This is a genomic window from Nitrosomonas sp. Nm84 (assembly GCF_003201565.1).
In the GTDB taxonomy this organism is placed as follows: domain Bacteria; phylum Pseudomonadota; class Gammaproteobacteria; order Burkholderiales; family Nitrosomonadaceae; genus Nitrosomonas.
In genome coordinates this window covers 34,239-52,685 of record NZ_QJJP01000020.1, presented here as the reverse complement: position 1 = coordinate 52,685, position 18,447 = coordinate 34,239, and the positions used below count along the sequence as shown (strand labels likewise).

Here is an 18,447-nt window from a genome sequence, read left to right as displayed (position 1 = left end):
CTTATCATTTTATTTCATGAAATTGAGTAAAAAATGGATAGATTAATCTACACATCAATGACCGGAGCAAACCATACAATCAGTCAACAAGCTACGGTTGCTCATAATCTTGCCAATGCTGCTACAACCGGTTATCGGGCAGAGAATAATGCGTTTCGTGCTATCCCGGTATTTGGTGATGGACTGCCTACACGTGCGTTTGTTGTTGACTCAACAATAGGTGCGGATTTTACGCCAGGCACATTACAAACTACTGGTCGCGACCTGGATGTTGCAATTAAAGGTCCCGGTTGGATTACTGTGCAGTTGGATAATGGTGAAGAAGCCTATACCCGCAATGGCAGTTTGCAAGTGGGTTCCAATGGTATTTTATTAACGCAAAATGGACTTAAAGTGAAAGGCGACAGAGGGATTATAGCGATCCCTCCGGAAACCCGCATCACGATCGGTGTCGACGGGACTGTGTCGTCTGTTCCGATTAATCCCCAGCCGAACACAGTTGCATCAGTGGGGCGTATTAAACTGGTCAATCCACCTGAAGATAGTCTTGTTAAGGGTGCTGATGGCTTGTTTCGTCTCAAAGCTGGCGGCGAAGCACCGGTTGATGCCAGAGTTAGATTGGTAGATGGAACACTGGAGGGTAGCAATGTGAATGTTGTGCATGAAATGGTCAGCATGATTGATCTGGCCCGTCAATTCGATATGCAGATGAAAATGCTCGAAAATGCAAAACGCAACGCAGAGCAGGCCAGTGAAATAATGGTTCTAAGAGTTTAATTGGGATAAAATTCAAAAGGTTAATTACTATGATACGTTCATTATGGATTGCCAAAACAGGTCTTGATGCACAACAAACGAAGATGGATGTTATTTCCAATAACTTGGCGAATGTCAGTACCAACGGATTTAAACGTGCGCGTGCGGTTTTTGAAGACTTGCTGTACCAAACAATGCGTCAACCGGGTGCGCAATCTTCACAGCAAACTCAGCTGCCTTCGGGGTTACAAATAGGTACTGGTGTCAAACCGGTTGCAACAGAAAGCATATTTACCCAGGGTGGATTGCAACAAACGGATAATCAACGCGATGTTGCCATACGTGGAGTGGGTTTTTTTCAAGTTTTGTTACCTGATGGTACCGCGGCTTACACCCGTGATGGTGCGTTTCAGTCCGATCTGAATGGTCAGCTTGTAACATCCAGTGGATATGCAGTACAGCCAGCGATTGTTGTTCCTCCGAACGCACTGGGCATTACAATCGCACGAGATGGGACAGTATCGGCGACAGTACCTGGCTCTACCGCATCCATCCAAGTTGGCAATGTCCAATTGGCCAGCTTTGTCAATCCGGCAGGATTGCAGAAAATGGGTGAAAACCTGTATATGGAAACCGCATCCAGTGGAACGCCTAATCAGAATGCTCCCGGTACGAATGGGTTAGGGCTATTAGAACAAAGTTTTGTTGAAACATCTAATGTGAATGTTGTGGAAGAATTAGTGAGTATGATTCAGACCCAGCGTGCATATGAGATGAATTCCAAGTCGATTGAAACTTCAGATCAGATGCTGCAAAGGTTAGCTCAACTGTAATTTGGATGGTTATCCGGAGTAATGTGATGGTGAATAGCAGCTTACTGAAAAGAAATCAGAACCTGTGTATATGCTTATTGATACTCGTTTTGCTTATATCAGGTTGTGTGACACCATCAACAACTACCCATCAGCCTTATTCGTTACGACCACCTTATCAGGGTGGGATAGCAGTTCAACCGAATGGGGCAATCTTTCAGACCGTAAATAGCACAGCAGGAGGAGTTCGTTATACCCCACTGTTTGAAGATCGGCGAGCACGAAATATCGGCGATACTATCATTGTTACTTTAAACGAAAAAACAAATGCTAGTAAAAGCTCGGGAAGTAATGTCGATCGTTCTGGAAGTGTTGATTTCTCGATTCCGAATCTGCTAGGGATTCCTGTAAGCCTCTTACAGAAAAATGCAACGATTGAGGCTAAATCCAACAATAAATTTGATGGCGGTGGTGAAAGTTCAAGTAAGAATGATTTTAAAGGAACGATTACCGTGACAGTGATAGAAGCATTACCGAATGGGAATTTGGTTGTCAGCGGGGAAAAACAAATAGGTATCAACCAAGGGCAAGAGTTTATAAGGCTCTCGGGTGTTGTGAATCCAATTCATATTATGGGGAATACAATTTCTTCAACGCAAGTTGCTGATGCGCGTATTGAATATAGAGCCAATGGATATATTGATGAGGCCCAGACAATGGGTTGGTTTTCACGGTTTTTCCTTACCGTTTCTCCTTTCTAAAAAATTAAATGTACGAAAAACCATTAGCTTAGAGGTGCGCAACACTATGAGAGTACAAAACATAATTATTTGTTTTTTTCTTGCTACTGGTTTGCTTCTACCGGGTCTAGGTGTTGCCGATCGCATTAAGGATTTAGCATCCATCCAAGGGGTACGTAATAATCAATTAATCGGATATGGATTGGTTGTGGGCTTGGATGGTAGTGGCGATATGACAACTCAAACACCCTTTACAGTACAAAGTATCATCAGTATGTTGGGGCAGCTTGGTATTAACTTACCACCTGGTACTAACTTGCAATTACGCAATGTCGCAGCTGTGATGGTGACAGCTACATTACCCGCATTTACCAAACCTGGTCAGCAAATTGATATCACAGTATCTTCCATGGGCAATGCGAAAAGTTTGCGTGGCGGAACACTGTTGATGACTCCTCTCAAAGGTGTTGATAATCAGGTGTATGCAATGGCTCAGGGAAATATTCTAGTAGGGGGGATTGGTGCGGCGGCTGGGGGCAGCAGTGTGCAAGTTAACCATCTCAATGTTGGACGTATCGCAGGTGGTGGTATTGTGGAGCGTGAGATTCCTACTGCAGTTGGGCAAGGCGATTATATTAACCTTGAACTTAATTCGGTTGATTTTACAACGGTTCAGCGTATTGTTGGTGCAATTAATGGAATTTATCCGTCAGCTGCAACTGCTGTAGACGGCCGAATGATCCAGGTAAGAGCGCCTGCTGATAATAGTCAGCGTATTATGTTTATTTCTCAAATTGAGAGTTTAGATGTAACGCCCGCAAAGGCGCCTGCCAAGGTTATTGTTAATTCACGCACCGGTTCAGTCGTTATGAATCAAGCGGTAACACTTGAGAGCAGTGCTATTGCACATGGTAATTTATCAATAATTATCAATACTGAACCTGTAATCAGTCAACCCGGTCCATTTGCGCAACGGGGTGAAACAGTGGTTACGCAACGATCTCAAGTTGAAATACGTACTGAAGAGGGAAATCTAATGCTTTTACCTAATGGCGCGGATCTTGGTGAGGTTGTTAAGGCATTGACGGCGATTGGCGCAACGACGCAAGATTTGCTGTCCATATTGCAGGCATTAAAAGCAGCGGGTTCATTGCGTGCCGATCTAGAGATTATTTAATAATATAGTGTGATATGAAGATATGATTATCTCGCCAGATACTTCGAGTAAGCTTGCAATTGATGCCAAGAGTATTGATGATCTGCATTTAATGGCCAAGCAGCATCCAGATGAAGCTTTGCAAAAGGTAGCGCAACAGTTTGAGTCATTGTTTATGAATATGTTGCTGAAGAGTATGCGCGAAGCGACTCCTAAAGACGGGTTGTTCGATAGTCAACAAACCCAATTTTTTACGCAAATGCATGATCAACAGTTGGCTCAACATATATCAACCAGAGGCATCGGGATTGCTGACATGATGGTGAAACAGTTAACTCGAGCTAATAATTCAATAAATCCAGAAACTTCTATTAGCCGAACAGATGCCATTTTATCCACGATTAATTCCATCAATCATTCCTCTTTAGTTGAGAATGGGCATCCAAATGACAAATCAAGACAGTTATGGCCAAATTCTCAGACTTCATCCAATGCAGGAGCTCCACTAGGAATAACAAGTTCCCCTGCTGGAGGGTCTGCTGCTACTATCCAAGCAGAAACACAATTTAGAAAACCACCCAATCATTCAATGAATTTCGTCGATAAACTTTTACCACATGCAAAGGCTGTATCGCAATCAACCGGTATTCCTCCTCATTTCATGCTGGCACAAGCTGCTTTGGAGAGTGGATGGGGAAAACATGAGATTCGCCATGCAGATAATAGCCCAAGTTATAATTTATTTGGTATCAAAGCAGGTGCAAGCTGGAAAGGAGATGTCGTTGAAACAGTAACTACCGAATACATTAATGGTGTACCACAGAAAATGGTCGAGAAGTTTCGTGCTTATAATTCGTACGCTGAAGGGTTTAATGACTATGCCAGATTACTACTGGATAATCCGCGCTATGCAAAAGTTTTGAAATCCGCCGATGCCGCAACGTTTGCAAATGGTTTGCAACGTGCTGGATATGCAACTGATCCATTGTATGCTGAAAAGTTAATTCGGATACTCAATAGTGAGATGTTACAGCGCCAAGAGTTGATTTAATGTTTAAAGGCCTCATTAATTCTTTTATTAATTGGCCGATATTATCAATATAAACTTTTTATATAATTAAGAATTGAGTTGAAATTATGGGAAATAGTATTCTTGATATTGGAATTAGTGGCTTATTAACTGCACAGAGCCAGTTGCAAACAACAAGTCATAATATCAGTAATGCCGACACACCCGGCTATAAGCGTCAGCAGGTCATTCTTAACACAAATATTCCGCAATCATCAGGCGCTGGGTTTGTTGGACGGGGTGTTCATTCAACTACGGTACAGCGTATTTACAGTCAATTTCTTGTGAGTCAATCATTACAAGTCCAAACACAAAGCCAATCATTGGATAGTAATTTTGCGCAAATAAAACAACTGGATAATATGTTTGCTGAAGCTACTTCGGGTCTTTCTCCAACACTGCAGAAATTTTTTACTGCTATACAAGATGTTGCAACTAATCCTTCTGTGATTCCGTCACGCCAAGCTATGTTGAGTAATGCAGAAGCGCTGGTATCACGTTTTCATAGCATGGATCAGCGGGTATCTCAAATTAGAGGCGGTGTAAATTCTCAGATTACCAGTAGTGTTACTGAGATAAATTCCTTGGCCGATCAGGTAGCTGAAATGAATCATCAGATTTTGTTAGCTGAGGGTGCTGCTGGTGGGCAACCTGCTAATGATATGTTGGACCAAAGGGATGAGCTTGTTAATCAATTAAGTAAATTGATTAACACCGATACAGTAAGGCAAAATGATGGTTCTATAAATGTTTATATTGGTAATGGTCAGGCACTGGTTGTAGGTTCTCAAACACTATCACTGCAAGCGATTCCATCTCCCGATAATCCAGAGAATTTAACAATCGGCTTAATGAGTGGCGGCAATACTGTTCAACTACCCGAAAGCCAGATCACAGGTGGAGCTTTAGGTGGTCTTTTATCTTTCCGGAGCGTCACGCTTGATAATACACAAAATGCGCTGGGAAGAATTGCGATAACGTTAGCACAAACATTTAACGAGCAACATCAACTAGGATTGGATCTTAATGGAGACATGGGAAAAGATTTCTTCACTGTGTCTCAGCCGAAAGTGGTCTCTGCCTCGACTAATGACGCGTCTTCGAATATCACTGTTGGAATTAGCGATTTTAGCGCTCTTACAACAAGCGATTATCAGTTTTCCTATGATGGCGCAAACTATACACTGACAAGACTATCAGATAATAGCTCAGTGAGTACATTGGTGGCGCCATCAGGTGCGACACCTCTGCTACTTGACGGTGTATCTGTTACGGGAACGACAATTCTTCCAAATGAGAGATTTCTAATTCAACCAACTATTGATGGCGCAAAGAATATAGCGGTAAATATTACTGATACAACTGAAATTGCTGCAGCGGGACCTAATCGGACCAGTGCAGCCTTGTCGAATACCGGTACTGGAACGATCAGTGCTGGAGCTGTAAATTCATCACTACCACTTGATCCTAATCTACAGCAACCACTGACTATTACGTTTCATACACCCTATGATGGGCAGTATGATGTGACGGGCACGGGTACCGGATTGCCGGCTACCAATCAAGTTTATGCCGCAGGAACTGATATTAGTTTTAATGGCTATACCTTCCAAATTGATGGTAAGCCTGCTGCCGGTGATATTTTTACAGTGACGCCTAATAATAGTGGGTCCGCTGATAATCGTAATATGTTATCGCTGGGTATTTTGCAGACAACCAATATCTTGGAGAATGGTTCCGCAACATTTCAATCCGCTTATGGGCAGCTTGTGAGTCAAATTGGTAATAAGACGCGTGAACTGGAGGTAACCAGTAAAGCTCAAGCAAATTTACTTGCACAAACTGAAAAATCAATGCAATCAATATCGGGTGTCAATCTGGATGAAGAAGCTGCTAATTTAATGCGTTATCAACAGGCTTTTCAGGCCTCAAGTAAAGTCATTGAAATTAGTAATTCACTGTTTGACTCAATTCTTCGAATCGGCTGAGAAATTTAGACTAGGGGAAGTATTATGCGTATTAGTACAAATACAATTTATGAGACTGGGACCAACTTAATGCTTCAGCAACAAGATGCATTAATTAAAACGCAGCAACAGCTTTCTACCGGTCGGCGCATCCTAACGCCTTCAGATGATCCAATTTCTGCTGCACAAGCGCTAAATATTTCACAATCAGCATCACTTAATGAGCAATATTCAGTTAATCGTGCCAGCGCAAGCTCTTCTCTGGGATTGGAAGAAAATATACTAAAGCAAGTGACATCACTACTTCAAGATGTACATGAATCAACAGTCCGTGCTGGGACTGCTTCGTTTACAGACGCTGATCGAAAGATGCTCGCGACAGAGTTACGCGGCCGATTAGAGTCGCTTGTCGGCCTTGCCAATACCACAGATGAAAAAGGACAATTTCTATTTTCAGGGTATCAGGCGAGTACAAAGCCTTTTGTTCAGACTGGGTTAAATGTGCAATATATGGGAGATCAAGGGCAGAGATTAAATCAAGTGGGGCCTGCGCGTCAGCTCGCTGTTAGTGATTCTGGAATAGATATGTTTGAGCGTATCAAGAACGGAAATGGTGTTTTCGCAACAGCAGCTGATTCAGTTAATACAGGTACGGGTGTTATTGACGTAGGCTCGGTTACTACACCGGCTAGTCTTACCGGTAATAATTATGAGATAAGCTTTGCTGTTGCTGCTGATGTGACAACTTACGACATTGTTAATACGACAACAGGATTGCCGGTTTCATCAGGTAATCTCTATGTACAAAACAATACAATCAGCTTCGATGGGATGCAGCTGAATATTAAAGGTGCCCCTGCAAATGGAGACAAATTTACTGTTTCTCCCAGTAGTAATCAAAGTGTTTTTGAGACAGTGTCTAATCTGATCACAGCGCTTGAGACGCCTTCTAGTGGTCAACCCGGGGGCACCCGACTTGCGAATACTTTAAGCACGACGTTACAGAATATTGATAACAGTCTGGAGCATGTGCTGGAGAAGCGATCTTCTATTGGCGCTCGACTTCAAGAGATAGATACCTTGGAGAGCGTGGGCAGCGATCAGAATATCCAGTTTGCGCAATCGCTATCACAGCTACAGGATGTTGATTTCGCGAAAGCAATTTCTGACTTGCAACGACAACAATTATATCTGCAAGCTGCACAACAATCGTATATTAAAATTTCTGGCTTGAGTTTGTTTAATTTTATTTAATCTCTATGGGACACTACTACTTTCGATAAAAATTAATTCCCTGATATCCTATATCACGGCGAACTTGATAATTATTGAAAGAAATGCTATCAATTAATTTGTAAGCATTTTGTTGCGCAATTTTAATACTCTCCCCCAGCGCTGTTATACATAAAACACGCCCTCCAGTAGTTGTAAATTCCTTTCCGCCATCACCCCCCATAGCGGTTCCGGAATGGAAAACATGGAAACTGTCTGTATTATTCTGCTCGATAATCAGGTTGGACAAACCATGGATGACATCATTTTTCCTCGGATTCTCAGGATACCCGCGAGCTGCCATTACAACGCCCAGCGCAGCACGTCGATCCCACTCAACATCCACTTTATCCAGCGTTCCATTCACGGCATGTTCGACTAATGTTAAAAGATCGCTTTTTAAGCGCAGCATAATCGGTTGAGTTTCCGGATCTCCTAATCGGCAGTTAAATTCCAATACTTTTGCATGATTTTCTGCAGTAATCATTAACCCTGCATAGAGAAAACCACTATAACTGATTCCCTCTTGTTTCATTCCTGTGATGACTGGATGAATAATATCTCGTATGATTTTTGCATGCAGGCTTGGGGAAATAAATGGCGCGGGTGAATATGCGCCCATTCCCCCCGTATTGGGGCCTGATTCACCATCATACAGACGTTTATGATCTTGACTAGTCGCTAGAGGCAAAATGTGTTGACCATCAGTCATCACGATAAAGCTAACTTCTATTCCTTGTAGAAATTCTTCAATAACAATTTCACTGCCAGCGCTACCCAGATTTTTTTCCACGAGTATGGCATTGACTGCAGAATGTGCTTGCTCATTGGTTTGAGCAACCACCACGCCCTTTCCCGCTGCGAGGCCATCTGCTTTGACCACCAGAGGTGCAGATTTCTGATCAATGTATTGATGCGCGAGCACAGGGTCTGTAAAACTTGCATAAGTTGCGGTAGGAATATGATGCCGCTGCATAAATTCCTTGGCAAATATTTTTGAAGTTTCAAGCTGCGCTGCTTGCTGCGTCGGGCCAAAAATTTTAAGATCAGCGGCTTGAAAGGCATCGACGATACCCGCTGCAAGTGGAATTTCTGGGCCGACTATCGTAATTGCGATGTGTTCTTTTTTTGCAAATTCGACTAATTCTGGGATCAACGTAATCGGAACATTCTCAAGCTTGCGCTCTAATGCGGTACCCGCATTGCCTGGTGCCACAAATACCTTATGTACTCGGGGCGATAGGCTTAATTTCCATGCCAGTGCATGCTCTCTGCCGCCGCCACCAATGACCAGTAGTTTCATAATATCCTGAGATTATCTAGTGTCTGAAATGGCGGATGCCGGTGAACACCATTGCAACACCTTGTTCATCGGCAGCAGCAACGACTTCGTTGTCACGAATGCTGCCACCGGGTTGAATGATCGCAGTTGCACCCGCTTGCACCACGACATCCAATCCGTCTCGGAAGGGGAAAAATGCATCCGATGCGACTACCGATCCTGTCAGCGTAAGACCTGCTTGCTGCGCTTTTATCGATGCAATACGCGCGCTATCGACGCGACTCATTTGGCCGGCACCTATGCCGACGGTTTGGCCATTGTTGCAAAATACAATCGCATTCGATTTAACAAATTTTGCAACCCGCCATGCAAACAATAAATCCTCCAGTTGTTGCGGTGTGGGTTTTACTTTTGTAACGATTTGAAGGTCCGAAACCGTGATATTCCGAGTATCGGGTGTTTGTACAAGAATGCCACCACCGATACGTTTCAAATCATAGCGATGAAATCCATGCTGTAAAGGTAAAATCAATACGCGGATATTGTTCTTTTGTGCCAAGAGATACTGCGCTTCTTGGGTAATTTCCGGTGCGATGATCACTTCAACAAATTGTTTCAAGACGGCTTCCGCAGTATCTTTATCTACAGTCCGATTAAATGCAATAATGCCGCCGAAAGCAGACGTCGGATCCGTTGCAAGCGCCAGTTGATAAGCGCGTAGTGTGGTTTCGGCAATGGCTATCCCGCAAGGATTGGCGTGCTTAACAATCACACAGGCCGGATGATCAAAAGTTTTGACACACTCCCAGGCAGCATCGGTATCGGCGATGTTATTGTAGGACAGTTCCTTGCCCTGTAATTGTTGATAGTTCGCTAAACTGCCCGGAGTAACGGTTTCATCCCGATAGAAAGCAGCCTTCTGGTGCGGGTTTTCGCCATAGCGTAAATGCTGGGCAATATTGAAATTCAGGTTGAGCGAGTCGGAGAAATCTTTGCACTGATAATTCGCATCAAGGGAAGTTAAATAGTTGCTGATGGCGCTATCATAAGAGGCTGTGTGTGTAAACGCTTTTTGCGCCAATTTAAAGCGCGTAGTCAGACTGATAGATCCTTGATTCATCGCAAATTCTTCACTGAGCAACGAATAATCTTGAGGATCCGTGACGATGGTTACTTTGTGGTAATTTTTGGCTGCCGCACGCACCATGGTTGGGCCGCCAACATCTATATTTTCGATAGCTTCATCCAGACTACAGTGTTGTTTTGCAATTGCTTCTCGAAATGGATACAGATTGACAATGACTAGCTCGATATTCGGGATGGCTGCATGATTCAGTGCTTCCTGGTGATCCGGATCATTACGAGCAAGTATGCCTGCATGAATTTTTGGATGTAGCGTTTTTACCCGGCCATCCAACATCTCCGGGAAACCAGTGTAGTCGCTGACTTCGGTAACAGTTATTCCGGCATCATGCAATAGTTTGGCAGTACCGCCTGTTGATAGGATGGTTATGCCGTACTGGATTAATGTTTGCGCTAAATCAATTATTCCGGTTTTGTCTGAGACGCTGATGAGTGCATATTTAATGGTCATTTAATTTGGTATTGTTTCATTTTTTGACGTAGTGTGTTGCGGTTAATTCCAAGTAACTCAGCCGCTTGGGTTTGATTACCTTTGGTGTGCTGTATTGCAATTTCAATCAGAGGTTTTTCAACACTATTGATTACCATGCTATATAAATGCCCTGGTTTTTCCCCATCCAAGTCATTGAGATAGCTACCAATAGCCTTGCGGATACAGGATACAATCTCATTTTCCTTCATTGCATTCATAAACTGACGTCTCCCCATTATTGATATAACTCAATCTTTGATTTGCTTCAGCTGATTTCGAGAAAAAGATATTTGTCTCTAATAGTTGCTGTTCACTGGTCTGTAATTGATTCATTGCGTGACGAAAGCCGGCAGAGCCAACCAAGCCTTTGGTATACCAGGAAATATGTTTACGTGCGATGCGAACACCGGAGTATTCACCATAAAAATCATATAGATCATGTAAATGATTAATGAGTACCTGGTGTATTTCGGTGACTTCAGGTGGCTGTAGATGTTGGCCTGTTGTCAGATAATGGTTTATCTCGCGAAAAATCCACGGACGTCCTTGCGCAGCCCGGCCTATCATGATGGCATCGGCTTTGGTATAAGCGAGGATATGTTTTGCTTTCTCAGGGGTGGTGATGTCACCGTTTGCAATGACAGGAATCTTAACTGCCGCTTTGACTGCAGCGATTGTGTCATATTCTGCCTCACCCATATAGGCACAGGCACGTGTGCGACCATGAATAGCCAGTGCTTGGATACCGGCGTTTTCTGCAATATGTGCAACGGATAACGCATTTTTATGCTGCTTATCCCAGCCTGTGCGGATCTTGAGTGTTACTGGAATATCGACAGCCTTCACCACAGCATCGAGAATTTTTCCAACCAAACTTTCATTTTGTAGCAAGGCGGAGCCTGCCATGACATTGCATATCTTTTTTGCCGGACAACCCATATTGATATCGATGATTTGAGCCCCATTCTCAACATTATAGCGTGCTGCAGCGGCAAGCATGTCAGGATCGGCACCTGCGATCTGAACGGAAATTGGAGAAACTTCACCTTCGTGATTAGCTCTGCGTTCAGTTTTTTTTGAGCCCCACAATAAAGAATTACTCGATACCATTTCAGAAACTGCCATGCCGGCGCCCATGAGCTTGCATAATTGTCGGAATGGCCGATCGGTAACACCAGCCATTGGAGCAACAATGAGCTTGTTTTTTAAAATATGTGAGCCGATTTGCATGTGGGAATGCTTGTGAGTCAATGAATGAAGTATTTTTATTTAATAAAATAATTTATCTTCATATATTTAAGAAGATAAATAATAACTTGATTAGCGCTAAAGCAATATGAGTAAGCTTTTTACAATTGCTTTATAGCCAATTATAACTTTTGTCCGATCGGATTGGGCAACTATGATTTGAAATTATCCTCTAGCGCCAAATATCATGCGACGTGCAACAAATCGTTTAAACGGCGGCATGCAATCCAGTGTACTTAATCCTAATCCACAGGCTTGTCTTAGCATTTTGCTTTCATTAGAAAAAAGCTTGACCAGCGAGTCTGTGAAAATTCTGCCGGCGCTACTATCCATTTGCCTGCTTTGACGGTATTTTGACAGCATGGTCGATGTGCCGACTTCATTGCGTGTGTTTTTTGTAGTGATAATTTCATTGGCTAATTCGTAAGCATCTCTCAATCCTAGATTAAACCCTTGTCCGGCAACCGGATGCAGTGTTTGCGCAGCATTTCCGATTAACGCAATTCTTTGTGTTGTAATCGGTGTTGCATACTTAAGGGTGAGTGGAAATGCAGATCTCTTGCCTGCCGCAATGAATTTTCCGAGCCTATCACCAAAATGCTGGTGCAATCGAGTTAGAAATGCCTCATCATTCAGTGCGGTGATTTCTTTGGCTGTCTCGGGAGAGACAGTCCAAACCAAGGAAAAATCTTCCTGATGTGGAAGCAAGGCAACGGGGCCGTCAATGGTAAAACGTTCATATGCAATACCTGTTTGTTTTTTCTCAGCTTTAACATTCGCGACCACTGCCCACTGTTGATAATCATGGGTTTGATAAGTGATATCAGGGAGTTGCTTGGCAAGATGGCCACCGTCAGCGAGAACGAGTAGTTTGGCGGCGACACTTTCTTCCTTGCCTTGGTAATCGAAATATACCGTACCAGAGCTTTCATGAGTTTCCAATCGGGTAACTGCTGCGCCAGCAATATAATTTGCTTTGCTCGCAGTTAATTTTTTATGCATTGATCGGAAAAGATCATGGTAATTCACTACAAATCCCAACGTGGGCACACCGGCGTCATGCGACGTTAAGATAGTTTGGCCGAAATTGCCGCGGTTAGAGATATGAATCGTAGTAATTGGCGTGTTTTGTGTCAGATTGTTCCATACGCCTAAGCGGTGCAAAATTAAATGACTTCCATGTGACAAGGCCAATGGGCGCGGATCCTCAATCTTTTCGGGTAGACCGCGAGCCTCGAGTAAGAAGCTGGAAATACCAGTATCGTGTAGCGCAAGCGCCAATGCCATGCCTACAGGACCACCTCCGATGATAATAATGTCATATTGCTCAGCAGCCATATGATTTTCTTTGGAATTTTTTCACAGGAGCACGGGATTAAATATTGGTTAGGTTTATCAGCAAAGCTACTCGGGTTTTGTGATTCATTTTACTCATGACTATACCAAAACCGCGATTCAACCAAGCTGATTTTGCATGATTAAGCATAGCACAGCGCTTACAGTCATGGAATAAGTCGACTGACAATCGATAATGATATGCGGTTAGGAAAATGGCATAATTGCATTATCTTGCGATAAGCGCTGAGAAAGCGAACTTATTTTAAGTGGCGTGCAAGTGTTGATCTGATTTGTTCTTAAAACTATAGTATTTTGTATTATATAGGAATTTTTGCATGATAAGCGTATTGGGCAATAAATGGGCAAGATGTTTATTATTCTTATTGGCTTTTGCTGCTACCAGTGTTTGGTCCATGAAAATTGAAACAGAGCTTGTGAATGCGGCGGACAAAGGTAATTTTCCCTTGGTAAAAAAAATACTGGATACTCAGCAAATTGAACAACAAGAATTAAATGTCGCTTTTTGGGCGGCTATCAAAAAAGGAAATGCTGCGATTGTCGAACGATTTTTGCAAGCAGGTGTGAATGTGAATCTGAGAGGAGAGGATCGCTATACCCCGCTGATGCAGGTCGCTCGCGACGGTCGTGATCAAGTTGTGGAAATGTTACTGGCTGCCGGTGCAGATGTTAATGCTGTCTCTGAAGACAATGATACGGCTTTAATTCTGGCATCTGAGAAGGATAGGAAAAAAGTCATTCCTTTATTACTAGCTGCCAATGCAGACATCAATGCAAAAAGAAGTAATGGCATGACAGCGCTCTTGATTGCTGCTCAAGAGGGATACCAACAGACAATCCAAATCTTGATCAAAGCACATGCTGATGTCAATTATCAACTGGAAAATGGCGCAACAGCGTTGATGCTGGCTGCGCAACATGGCCATTTGGGTGCGGTTTATTCGCTTATTGCAGCAAATGCGGACCTCAATCTGAAAGCAAGTAATGGTATGACAGCCATGCAATTTGCTAATCTTTATCGTTATAAAGAAGTGATTGAATTATTGAAGAAAGCTGGTGCAAGATAGCAAAATAACGAACAGTTTTCATCACGTTACAGTATCCTACGGAGCTGTGTCGTTAAACTAACAAAGGAAATAAGGAAATTACACATGAATGCTTTCACTGTTTTATTGCTTTCTATAGCATTGTTGTTACTAATCAGTTGCGGTGAGCAACCACAAAGTGATAAATCAGAGGCTGGTACTTCGTCAGGAGTTATGGCTGAAGTGACCAAGCTGGGTGAGATTCCATCAACGATCAGCGAAGGCCTGACACCAGAAGAAAAAGCTGAATTAAAAGAGCAGATTCTGCCTTCAGGGGTAGGGGATGTTGAAGCGGCGGAGAAAAAATTCAAAGCGCTGCTGGAGGATGCAAAGGCAGGGGATCCTGCTGCTCAGAACGGCTTGGGCGTTATGTATTATACCGGTGAAGCCATTTCAAAGACTGTCTCGGGGCAAGTACTCAATAATGACCCTGAATTAGCGGCAGGCTGGTTCTTTCGTGCAGCCGAGCAAGGATTTGCGGATGCCCAGTTTAACCTGGGGTTAATGTATGCCAATGGTGAAGGCGTCGAAAAAGATATGATGCAGGCTGTTGAGTTATTTAAGAAAGCTGCGGAACAGGGCCACGTGGATGCGCAAAACAATCTGGGCGCACTGTACTTTACCGGTGAAGGGGTAGAAAGAGACGAGAAAAAAGCGATTGGATGGTTTGAGAAAGCTGCAGCGCAAGGAAATGAAGATGCACAAGCTAACCTCGATGCGATCAGAGCAGCTGGAAAGTGAAACCGGCGCGCCACAGTGTAATCAGATTTCTTACCCTATACTTTCTTCGCTACATTCGACTGAAAATCGATAACCCGTTCCCCGCACTGTTTGTACCAGATTCTCCTTACCAACAGACTCAAGAATCTTGCGCAGTCTGCGGATGTGGACATCAACGGTGCGGTCCTCGATAAATACATGATCACCCCACACGCGGTCCAGTAATTGCGCGCGCGTATGTACGCGTTCCTTATACGCCATCAGAAAGTGTAACAGGCGGAATTCAGTAGGCCCCAAGCTGACTTCCGTTGGTCTTGATGGTTCATCATTGCTACATACATGCACCCTGTGCGTGGTTGGATCAAGCCTTAACCCACCTAGCTCAATAATGTCATCTGCCATTTCCGGCAAGCGCCGGCGCAGTACCGCTTTAATCCGGGCAATGAGTTCACGTGGTGAGAAAGGCTTGGTAATATAATCATCTGCCCCAGCTTCCAGTCCCGCGATTTTGTCATTTTCCTGAATCCGAGCAGTCAGCATGATAATCGGAATGGCCTTAGTACGTTCTTCCCGCCGTAATCGTCGCGCAAATTCTAGGCCCGTGACATCCGGTAACATCCAATCCAGTAATACGAGATCAGGTAGCACGTTGTTGATTAATAATTTTGCTTGTTCCGCGCTATCAGCACATAACACCATATGGCCTGTTCGCTTCAAATTGACAGTAATCAATTCTTGGATTGCAGGCTCATCTTCAACAACGAGTATTGTTACAGCCATAATTATATAAGATGAAGTTAAAAAGTATTCAGATCATATAAATAAAGCATTACATTTTTATGACAGTATGGTGAAAATAAGAATTTAATTTAAATGACAGCTATCAAATAGTCTGATTTATCGGCTAATTCCTTACCAAAGATCGGTCAATTTTTCAGTCATAACCTTCCATGCGTCACATCCAGAATAAAAATCATCTTGACGCACCCCATTGCACAATAAGACTTTAGGATAAGAATCAGTTCGAGCGCTATCACGTTCAATGACATCGAACTGTCATGAAAATGCAATATTCAACTTGTAGTATGCACAAGCATTGTTGATGAGGTATTTATGCATAACCATTTTTCGAAAAAAATAATTTCATGTGCTGGATTGGCGCTGCTGTTTTCCGCTTCTGTGGCGATGGGAAGCAGTCTGGAGAATTTGGCAAAATCGCTGGCTAAGATTCGCGGTGAAGTCGAGACACTGCAGACACAGCTCGACACCGAGAAGGATAGACATGGTAGCCGGATGTCCGCATTGAATTCGCAATTGGCGGATTTGAGCGTGGAAGAGCGCAGGCAAAAGCTGAGTATCGAGAAGTTGCAGCATTCCATCGACAAGATGACCGAAAGTGCAAAAAAAGTTGAGCAGTCAGGTGAGACACTGAAGCCTGTTTTGTTAGCGGTGCTGGCTGAGTATAAGCGCCATATTCAGACGGGTTTTCCATTCAAAATGGAAGACCGCATCAAGGCGATCAATAATCTAGAAACTAATATTACCAATCAACTGATCGATCCTAATAAAGCGGTTAATCAAGCATGGTCATTAATTGAAGATGAAATTCGGTTAGGCAAGGAAAATGGCATTTACCAGCAAACCATATTGCTGAATGGAGAAAGCATACTGGTGGATATTGCCAAGCTCGGCACGGTGTTGCTTTTTTTCCAAACTCGGGATAACCGAGGGGGAATGGCCAGGCGATCAGCAGAAAGTAGTTGGAAATTTGAAACTGTTGATAACGCAGGTGATCTGGAGCGCATCAGAAATTTATTTGATTCGTTGAAGAAGCAGATACGCCAAGGTTATTTTGAATTACCCAATCCGTTGAGAAAATGAAAAAAATAATATTGATTGCGTTACTGCTGCTGACGATGGTCAGTTCAGCTTATGCCAAAGAAAATAAGTCAGCGGTTAGTGCCGAGGACGTATCTGCGTCAGCGTCGGAAGGTAAATCCGAAGCTGCGCCATCGAAGAAGCAAAGCGCGCCTAAGCAGGAAACCGTTAGTCTGGAAACTGCCTATAAACGTGAGCATGCATTCCTGGAAGCACAGAAGCGGGAACTGACTGAACGGTTGAAAGGTTATCAATCCAGTGCAAACCGTGAAGAACAGGCGCTCAACAGCAAGATTAATGCGCTTGAACGCAGCTCCGTTGAGCGTTCGACAAAAATTGATCAACTGACCGCGCAGCTAACCGAAGTTGAACGCAAAGAAGCCGCTGTCAGCGAGCGCAGTGATGCGTTGGAAACAACTTATTTGCAGGCCGAAGCGACTCTGAAAAATCATGGTATTGAAATGCCTGCTGCAATGAAAGAAGCAAAAGGTAATGATCAAGTTAAAATTGATTTCGTGTTTAAGCAAGCGCTGTCTTTACTTCAGAATCTCGGTGCAATCCAGACAAAATCAGGGAATTTCTTCCTCGAGAATGGTAAGCAAACGCAAGGAACACTGATTCATTTAGGCAATATTGCAGCGTATGGTGTCAGTAGCGAAGGTGGCGGCAGTTTGGTGCCCGCGGGCGGCGGTGATTTCAAGGTATGGAAAGATTCCGGTGCGGAAAGTGCCGCTGCGTTGAGCAAGAACCAGCAACCTGACATGCTGCAGTTGTATTTGTTTGAATCACGGACAAATGCGATCGAAGAAGTGCCTGAAAAAACCATCATCGGTATTATTGATTCAGGTGGTCCGATTGGTTGGGTTATCGTGATACTGGGAGGCGTTGCAGTCCTGCTTATCCTGATCCGGTCTTATTTGTTACGCTCCAATAGCGCCAATACCAAACAGCTTTCTGATCAGATCATGCAGCAATTGGCTTGCGGCGATCTGGAAGTCGCTAAAAAAAGCTGCGCAGACAATTCATCCGCTATCGGGCGTGTTTTGCACTATACCTTGCGTCATTTGAAAGATGATCGAGATCATATGGAAGGCATTGTGTACGAGGCGATTCTGCAAGAATCCGGGCCCTTGGACCGGTTTGGCCCGGCCATTCTGGTCATTGCTTCGATAGCGCCTCTCCTAGGCTTGCTGGGAACGGTAACCGGGATGATCGAAACGTTTGACATGATCACCGAGTTTGGTACCGGCGATCCGAAATTACTGTCCGAAGGTATTGCCATTGCACTGGTAACTACCGAACTGGGCTTGATTGTTGCCATCCCGGCGTTGCTGCTGGGTTCTTTGCTGTCTTCCTGGGCGCGAAACATCAAACGTGACATGGAACATGCGGCACTCAGAATCATTAATGTTTTTCTGGGTGGTGGGCTTGATCTGGAAGAAGCTGCTGGCCCTGCTGTGAATGAAAATCCCCTTGTTATCGCATAACCCT

17 protein-coding genes are annotated in these 18,447 nt (G+C 43.7%); 11 read left to right on the top strand and 6 right to left on the bottom strand.

The window, feature by feature from the left end; translation table 11 throughout:
- Positions 1-33 precede the first annotated feature (33 nt).
- The 7 genes from flgF (at position 34) to flgL (ending at position 7,754) form a co-directional block, all read left to right on the top strand.
- Entirely contained in the window at positions 34-777 is a 744-nt protein-coding gene (gene flgF, locus C8R34_RS10875; RefSeq protein ID WP_110340612.1) for a flagellar basal-body rod protein FlgF, read from the top strand.
- 29 nt (positions 778-806) lie between these two features.
- Positions 807-1,589 (top strand): flagellar basal-body rod protein FlgG, encoded by a 783-nt coding sequence (gene flgG / locus C8R34_RS10870; protein ID WP_110340610.1) that lies wholly within the window; start codon positions 807-809, stop codon positions 1,587-1,589.
- A 26-nt stretch (positions 1,590-1,615) separates the two neighbouring features.
- Positions 1,616-2,329, top strand: coding sequence for a flagellar basal body L-ring protein FlgH (locus C8R34_RS10865; RefSeq protein WP_110340608.1), 714 nt, complete (start codon positions 1,616-1,618; stop codon positions 2,327-2,329).
- A 46-nt stretch (positions 2,330-2,375) separates the two neighbouring features.
- The gene (locus C8R34_RS10860; RefSeq protein ID WP_110340606.1) at positions 2,376-3,485 is read left to right on the top strand and encodes a flagellar basal body P-ring protein FlgI; all 1,110 of its coding nucleotides are present in this window, start codon (positions 2,376-2,378) and stop codon (positions 3,483-3,485) included.
- Positions 3,486-3,507: 22 nt separating this feature from the next.
- Positions 3,508-4,515, top strand: coding sequence for a flagellar assembly peptidoglycan hydrolase FlgJ (gene flgJ / locus C8R34_RS10855; RefSeq protein ID WP_110340604.1), 1,008 nt, complete (start codon positions 3,508-3,510; stop codon positions 4,513-4,515).
- An 86-nt stretch (positions 4,516-4,601) separates the two neighbouring features.
- The gene (gene flgK / locus C8R34_RS10850) at positions 4,602-6,521 is read left to right on the top strand and encodes a flagellar hook-associated protein FlgK (RefSeq protein WP_110340602.1); all 1,920 of its coding nucleotides are present in this window, start codon (positions 4,602-4,604) and stop codon (positions 6,519-6,521) included.
- A 24-nt stretch (positions 6,522-6,545) separates the two neighbouring features.
- Positions 6,546-7,754, top strand: coding sequence for a flagellar hook-associated protein FlgL (gene flgL, locus C8R34_RS10845; protein WP_110340600.1), 1,209 nt, complete (start codon positions 6,546-6,548; stop codon positions 7,752-7,754).
- Positions 7,755-7,770: 16 nt separating this feature from the next.
- On the opposite strand, the gene purD is transcribed toward flgL, so the two are convergent.
- The 5 genes from purD to C8R34_RS10820 all read right to left on the bottom strand — a co-directional run bounded on the left by purD (position 7,771) and on the right by C8R34_RS10820 (position 13,255).
- A complete protein-coding gene (gene purD / locus C8R34_RS10840) occupies positions 7,771-9,075 on the bottom strand; it encodes a phosphoribosylamine--glycine ligase (protein ID WP_110340598.1) in 1,305 nt (434 codons plus the stop codon).
- Positions 9,076-9,091: 16 nt separating this feature from the next.
- A complete protein-coding gene (gene purH, locus C8R34_RS10835) occupies positions 9,092-10,648 on the bottom strand; it encodes a bifunctional phosphoribosylaminoimidazolecarboxamide formyltransferase/IMP cyclohydrolase (RefSeq protein WP_110340595.1) in 1,557 nt (518 codons plus the stop codon).
- Positions 10,645-10,887: a helix-turn-helix domain-containing protein gene (locus C8R34_RS10830; RefSeq protein WP_110340593.1), complete on the bottom strand. Its 243-nt coding sequence runs from the start codon at positions 10,885-10,887 to the stop codon at positions 10,645-10,647. The genes purH and C8R34_RS10830 overlap by 4 nt, the downstream gene beginning before the upstream one ends.
- Positions 10,865-11,899, bottom strand: a complete 1,035-nt coding sequence (gene dusB / locus C8R34_RS10825) for a tRNA dihydrouridine synthase DusB (RefSeq protein ID WP_110340591.1) — start codon at positions 11,897-11,899, stop codon at positions 10,865-10,867. Before dusB ends, C8R34_RS10830 begins: the two co-directional genes overlap by 23 nt.
- A gap of 183 nt (positions 11,900-12,082) precedes the next feature.
- Positions 12,083-13,255 (bottom strand): FAD-dependent monooxygenase, encoded by a 1,173-nt coding sequence (locus C8R34_RS10820; RefSeq protein ID WP_110340589.1) that lies wholly within the window; start codon positions 13,253-13,255, stop codon positions 12,083-12,085.
- 413 nt (positions 13,256-13,668) lie between these two features.
- Here C8R34_RS10820 and C8R34_RS10815 point away from each other — a divergent pair, with 413 nt between their 5' ends.
- Together C8R34_RS10815 and C8R34_RS10810 are read left to right on the top strand one after the other, a co-directional pair.
- The gene (locus C8R34_RS10815) at positions 13,669-14,340 is read left to right on the top strand and encodes an ankyrin repeat domain-containing protein (RefSeq protein WP_258364467.1); all 672 of its coding nucleotides are present in this window, start codon (positions 13,669-13,671) and stop codon (positions 14,338-14,340) included.
- Positions 14,341-14,424: 84 nt separating this feature from the next.
- Positions 14,425-15,099: a tetratricopeptide repeat protein gene (locus tag C8R34_RS10810; RefSeq protein WP_110340585.1), complete on the top strand. Its 675-nt coding sequence runs from the start codon at positions 14,425-14,427 to the stop codon at positions 15,097-15,099.
- 30 nt (positions 15,100-15,129) lie between these two features.
- On the opposite strand, the gene phoB is transcribed toward C8R34_RS10810, so the two are convergent.
- Positions 15,130-15,858 (bottom strand): phosphate regulon transcriptional regulator PhoB, encoded by a 729-nt coding sequence (gene phoB / locus C8R34_RS10805; RefSeq protein ID WP_110340583.1) that lies wholly within the window; start codon positions 15,856-15,858, stop codon positions 15,130-15,132.
- 333 nt (positions 15,859-16,191) lie between these two features.
- On the opposite strand from phoB, the gene C8R34_RS10800 reads away from it, so the two are divergent.
- Positions 16,192-16,959 (top strand): DUF3450 domain-containing protein, encoded by a 768-nt coding sequence (locus C8R34_RS10800; RefSeq protein WP_110340581.1) that lies wholly within the window; start codon positions 16,192-16,194, stop codon positions 16,957-16,959.
- Positions 16,956-18,443 (top strand): MotA/TolQ/ExbB proton channel family protein, encoded by a 1,488-nt coding sequence (locus tag C8R34_RS10795; RefSeq protein WP_110340579.1) that lies wholly within the window; start codon positions 16,956-16,958, stop codon positions 18,441-18,443. Before C8R34_RS10800 ends, C8R34_RS10795 begins: the two co-directional genes overlap by 4 nt.
- The last annotated feature ends 4 nt before the right edge of the window (positions 18,444-18,447 follow it).